The organism is Streptomyces sp. 150FB, assembly GCF_000818195.1.
GTDB lineage: Bacteria > Actinomycetota > Actinomycetes > Streptomycetales > Streptomycetaceae > Streptomyces.
Genome location: NZ_JTHL01000001.1, coordinates 517,521 through 522,801, shown reverse-complemented (window position 1 = coordinate 522,801; position 5,281 = coordinate 517,521). Strand labels below are relative to the sequence as shown.

Genomic DNA, 5,281 nt, shown 5'->3' with positions numbered 1-5,281 from the left:
GGCCGCCGGGACGGGCGGCGGGACGGGCGCCGGGCGGGCGCTGCCCAGGGCCGTACGCCCCGTCGCCTGCGCGCTCCTGCTGTGCCTGACGCTCTCCGGCGCCGCCGCCGTGGCGGCCGCGGACGATTTGCATACTCATATCGAAATAGCCCAGGGCGAAATCCCGAGGTGAAAGCGGATATCCCGCCGGGCTACCGGCGAATTTCGGAGATCCTCTTCACCGGTGCAATTGACCGAGTCGCATGGTGTCCCCGGAAGACGCCAGCGGGCGTTCCCGCCGATACGCGTCCGGCATTGCCTCAGGTGTGATCAACAACGGAAGTGCCCGGTCCATTCTCAGTGCGTCGACCGACTCGGCGAGCAGTTCGTATTCGGTGGTCTCGTCCCGGGTGGCCACCCGGATCAGGCGGCCCGCCGCGAGATGCTCGGCGACCATCTCCTGGTGGGCCACGTCGTCCCGCCAGATCCGCAGCGTCTCCGGTACGTCGGGCACGTGCCGCGCCACCGGCGCGAGCGCCTCGGCCGGGAAGCAGGGGCTGTCAGGGCTGGGATCAAGCCGCTCGGCGATCCAGGTCGCACGGTCCCTGAGCCACCACAGGGCCAGCGCCAGCGTGGGCGCGCGATAGGTGCCCAGGGGCACGCCGACACGCTCCCCACCGCAGACTCCGTACGCGGTGACGTGACAAAGGAATTCGTCATGCACGGCCGCTCTCCTCGCGCCGTTCTGCGGTGTCCGGCCGACGGGCCGCATTTCCTGACAGGTACGGTGTGCACGTCGCGGGGCGATTTCCGGGAGAGCAGTGTGGTCGATCTTCGATCGCCCCAACTTACAATTATGTAGGCATTGCTGACGCGCTGTCACGGCATGGTTCCGGCCAGAATTCGGACGCCTCCCGCGCATTTTGTTGGCCGAAACGCGCGCGGCCGGCTCCGGATCCGGGTCGGAGAGGGAGCGCGTACATGCCCTTGAAGTTATATAGCCCAGTGGGTATGTTGGCCGTATGTCCATTCCGTTCGACGTACTCGCTGAGCCCAACAGGCGGCGGATCCTCGATCTCCTCCTCGACCGCCCCTACTCGGTCGGTGAGCTGACCGAGCATCTCGGACTGAGCCAGCCGGGCACATCGAAACACTTGCGGGTGCTGCGCGATGCGGGGCTCGTCCGGGTACGGCAGGATGCTCAGCGCCGCTGGTACGAGCTGCGCCCCGAGCCGCTCGCCGAACTCGACGCCTGGCTCGCCCCGTACCGGCACCTGTGGTCCGGCGCTCTTGACGCGCTCGAACGGCACCTCGACGCGATGGAGGACGACCCCTCATGATGAACATGGACCAGCACTCCGACACCCTGACCACGGTCCAGGGGCAGACCGCGCTCCGCATGGAGCGCAAGCTCGACCACGCCCCGGACAAGGTCTGGGCCGCGCTCACCAAACCGTCGGCGCTCGCGCGGTGGTTCCCCGCCGAGGTGGAGCTGGATCTGCGACCGGGCGCCACGATCACCTTCCGCTTCCCGGGCGGGGAGGCACCGGAGATGACGGGCGTCGTCACGGACGTCGAAGCGCCCACCCTCTTCGCCTTCACCTGGGGGGACCAGCACCTGAGCTGGTCCATCGCCCCCTACGCCGACGGTTCGCTGCTGACGCTCGTACACACTTTCGGCGACCACTTCGGCTCGGCGAGCTTCGCCTCCGGCTGGCACCTGTGCATCAACGCGCTGGGGCAGCTCCTCGACGGCGGGCCCGTCCGGCCGAGCCGGGACACGGGCCGGCTGCACGAGGCGTACGTGCGCCGCTTCGACCTCGGCAGGGGCGGCGTGGAGGCGGTCGCCGGCGGCAAACGCATCCGCCTGGAGCGGCAACTCGTGCGGCCCGCCGAGACGGTGTGGGAGGTGCTGTCGAACGGCGTCGAACCGGTGGCGGGGCTGCCGGTGCCGGAGGGGTTCACCTCGGGGAAGGTCGCCGCGGGACCGGTCACCGAGGTGCGGGCGCCGAAGTCACTGACGTACACGGCGGAGCCGCACGGGTCGGTCACCTGGGAGATGCGCGAGGGTACGGGCCACGGAGCCAGGCTCGTCCTCACCCAGACCGGCCCCGAGGACCTCGACGGCACCGCGGCCCTCGCCGCCTGGCAGGAGCGCGTCGAGCGGCTCGCGGAGGCGCTCATCGAGTCCTGAGGCCCTGCCCCTGTCCGAACAGGGTCCGTCCTCGCGCTTGTGACCGCCGCTCCCGGGGGACGCGGCGGTCACACCGGTCCGGTCAGAAGCCGAGGCCGTCGATGACCGCGTTCACTTCCCGCGTCGCCTGGGGGCGCGTCCGCCACCCGTGCAGCGGTGCCAACCGGGCAACAGCGAGGCCCAGCCACTCCCGGTCACCGAGGCGGTGCGGCGCCTTCGCTCGGGACACCTTCGCGCACAGGGCTCTCAGCATGAAGAGGTGCGCGCTCGTGTAGGGACGCTCGTGATGGGTGTAGTTGACCGACCAGTTCTCGTACGGATGGCGAAGGGTTCCCCTCACGGAACAGCCGCTGCGGCCGGTCTCCATGTGGTTGTGGCCCAGCACCCCGACCACGCCCATGGTCCTGGTGGCAAGCCATGCCCGATAGGTGGCATGGATACGCACATCGATGAATCTGGACCATGGAACGAGCGCCACGCGTTCCGGTGCTCCGGGCCCGTGGTGTGCGAAGCCTTCGGGGCCGAGGACCAGGCACGAGCCGCCCTCACGCTCCGAGTCCCCGATGATCCAGCGGTCCCCGACCAGTTCGAGTGGTCCCAGGAACTCCGTCATGATCTCCCCCGTCAGTCCTGCGTTCCGCCCGACCGGGGAGTCTACTCCGGCCTCCTCCGGCTCATTCCGTCTCCTCGTCCCTGATGGACGACACACTCAGCAGCTCCTCGAACTCGGAGAGTTCGGCCACCAGTTGATGGACACTGCCGGTGCCCTCGATGTCTACGTAGACCAGGGCGGTGCCCGCCTCGGGCGACGGCTCCTCGCCGATCTCGTCCGGGTGGACCGCCGCCCGGTCCACCCGTACCTGCACCACCTGGAACCCCTTGCCTGTGGTGAATTCGAGGACCCGGGTCAGCACACCCGTGCCGATGCGGTACGCGAGATGGAGCCGGGTGTGCTCCGGCGTGGCCAGCGCCGGCACGCGCCCGGTGATCCTGGGGTAGCCCTGGACGACGATGAAGTGCACCAGGGTGGCGCCGATCGCCAGCAGCGCGAGCCCGCCGCCGCAGGCCATGCCGATGGCACAGGTGAGCCAGACGGTCGCCGCTGTGGTCAGGCCGCGTACGGCGTCGCGCCGTACGAAGATGAGCCCGCCGCCGATGAAGCCGATCCCGGAGATGATCTGGGCGGCGACACGGGAGGGGTCGAACGACACGTTCTCCAGGCCGAGCACCGCGTTGAAGCCGTGCTGCGAGACCTCCATGAACAGCGCGCTGCCGACCCCGACCAGGGTGTGGGTACGCAGTCCCGCGCTCTTCTGCCGGGTCGCCCTCTCGGCGCCGATCAGCGTGGAGAGGAGCAGCGCGAGGCCGAGTTCGGCGAACTGGCGCGTCCCCTGCCCGGCGCCGGGATCGAACAGGGACAGTGCGAGCGTGTGCAACGTGGATCCTCCTCACCGGCATGCGACGTACCGGATGCGACTCACCGGAATGTGACGGTGTGACCGAGACTAGGGCAATCACCCCCCGGGCAGGGGCCCGCCCTCCCGGACCGCGGCCGGGGTGTGGGCCGGCAGGCGATGATCTTCCTGGGCGTCGGGTCCTGGGCGTCGGGTCGTGGACGGAGGGGAACTCCACGGTGTCGCCGTGGTGTCAGCGCGCCGGCGCGGACAGCGGGAGCGCCCCGGGCAGTAACTCCGGTGCGATCAGCAGATGTCCGAGGGACGCGGCGAGCAGTCGCGCCCCGGGGTCGGCCTCCGGCGCGGCCGGTTCACGCAGCGCCGCGGCGGCCGACACCGCGAGCCGGGTGACCCCGTCGGCCAGTGCCTGGACGGGGAGTTCGATACGGGGCAGCCCCCGGCCCGCGGGATCGCCGGGAAGTGTGCCGATGACCACGACAGTGAGGTCACCGGGCACCCGGAGACCGGCCGCTGTCACCGACGCCAGGATGTGATGGTGCGCCGAAGGGTGCTGCACGATCAGCGCGGTCGGTGTTCTCCTGCGTCCGCCGCCGGTGGGATCGGAGAGCAACGTGCGGAGCCTGCTGGCGAGTTTGGCCGGGTCGTCCACCGCGTGGACCACCTTGACGGCGGCGCCCGTCTCCAGGGCGCCCCTGCGGGCCCCGGCGATGCCCCGTAACGCGTAGCCGCGCCGCGCCCTCACCTCGGCCTCACCCGGCGCGAGATACACGAGGTCGGCATGGCCGGCCGCCGACAGCTCACGTACGGCGAGCGCCGCCGCCTCTTCCCAGTCCAGGTCGGTCCACGGCAGCGCGCCCTCGTCCGTGGGACGCCCGATCAGGGCGGCGGGAAAGGCCAGTTCACGTACGACGTCGATCCGCGCGTCCTCCAGGTCGACGGCCATGAGCACAGCGGCGTCCGCGAGTCCGTCGAGCGCAACCCGCCGCAGCCCCTCCGCCTTGTCCTCGGACGGGGTCAGCAGCAGGTCGTAGCCCAGGCCGCGCGCCGCGTCGCTCAGGTCGATCGCGAACCGCCCGTCCACGGAGTGCCGTGGGCCCCCGGGGGTGGGCAGCGCCAGGGCGACCGTACGGGTACGGCTGACGCGCGGTATCCGCGCGCCGCCGCGAGGCTGATAACCGAGGACGTCGACGGCTTCCCTGACGCGCTCGCGCGTCTCCTCCGAGATGCTCCGCGAGCCGGTGAACACGTACGAGACGGTGCTCGGGGCGACCCCAGCCCGCCGGGCGACGTCCCTGATGGTAGCCATCTTCGACCCCTTCGGTCGCACGGGCGCGACGCCTTCGAACGTACGGCTGCGGTGGGGCGCCATCGTATCGAACGGTGACCGTCCGGACACGCGCGGCCATGAGAGCGCTCACCAGGGAAGACGCGAACCGGACAAGAAAGAGGCTTTCGGGAGGGCACATGGCGAAGGGGGCGGTGACCGCCGTCGGTCACCGCCCCCTGTCACCGCCCCTTGTCACGCCCGCGGGGGCGTTCCTCGCTCGGAGGCCGAGGCTGAGAGGTCAGGCTCAGAGGTCAGGCTCAGAGGTCGAATTCGTGCGGGGGCAGGTCGAGGGTGAAGCAGGCTTCGCGGACGACGGCTTGTTCGTCCTTGTCGAAGTTTCCGTCGGCTCCGCCGATGACGATGCCG

Annotated in this window: 6 protein-coding genes and 1 pseudogene; 2 read left to right on the top strand and 5 right to left on the bottom strand. The window is 70.4% G+C overall.

Features of this window, described 5'->3' with window-relative positions:
* Positions 1-295: 295 nt before the first annotated feature.
* A pseudogene (locus QR77_RS02125) lies at positions 296-703 on the bottom strand (hypothetical protein); the annotation flags it as partial.
* 298 nt (positions 704-1,001) lie between these two features.
* On the opposite strand from QR77_RS02125, the gene QR77_RS02120 reads away from it, so the two are divergent.
* Entirely contained in the window at positions 1,002-1,319 is a 318-nt protein-coding gene (locus QR77_RS02120) for a metalloregulator ArsR/SmtB family transcription factor (RefSeq protein WP_040019386.1), read from the top strand.
* Positions 1,316-2,173, top strand: a complete 858-nt coding sequence (locus QR77_RS02115) for an SRPBCC family protein (protein ID WP_236710498.1) — start codon at positions 1,316-1,318, stop codon at positions 2,171-2,173. Before QR77_RS02120 ends, QR77_RS02115 begins: the two co-directional genes overlap by 4 nt.
* A gap of 82 nt (positions 2,174-2,255) precedes the next feature.
* On the opposite strand, the gene QR77_RS02110 is transcribed toward QR77_RS02115, so the two are convergent.
* The 4 genes from QR77_RS02110 to QR77_RS02095 form a co-directional block, all read right to left on the bottom strand.
* Positions 2,256-2,786, bottom strand: coding sequence for a hypothetical protein (locus QR77_RS02110; RefSeq protein ID WP_040019385.1), 531 nt, complete (start codon positions 2,784-2,786; stop codon positions 2,256-2,258).
* Positions 2,787-2,847: 61 nt separating this feature from the next.
* Complete coding sequence (locus QR77_RS02105) at positions 2,848-3,609, bottom strand: MgtC/SapB family protein (protein ID WP_040019384.1); 762 nt, start codon at positions 3,607-3,609, stop codon at positions 2,848-2,850.
* Between the two features lie 211 nt (positions 3,610-3,820).
* Entirely contained in the window at positions 3,821-4,894 is a 1,074-nt protein-coding gene (locus tag QR77_RS02100; protein ID WP_040027124.1) for a LacI family DNA-binding transcriptional regulator, read from the bottom strand.
* Positions 4,895-5,172: 278 nt separating this feature from the next.
* Positions 5,173-5,281, bottom strand: a 109-nt coding sequence (locus tag QR77_RS02095) for a TerB family tellurite resistance protein (RefSeq protein ID WP_040019383.1), incomplete at its 5' end; no start/stop codon positions are given.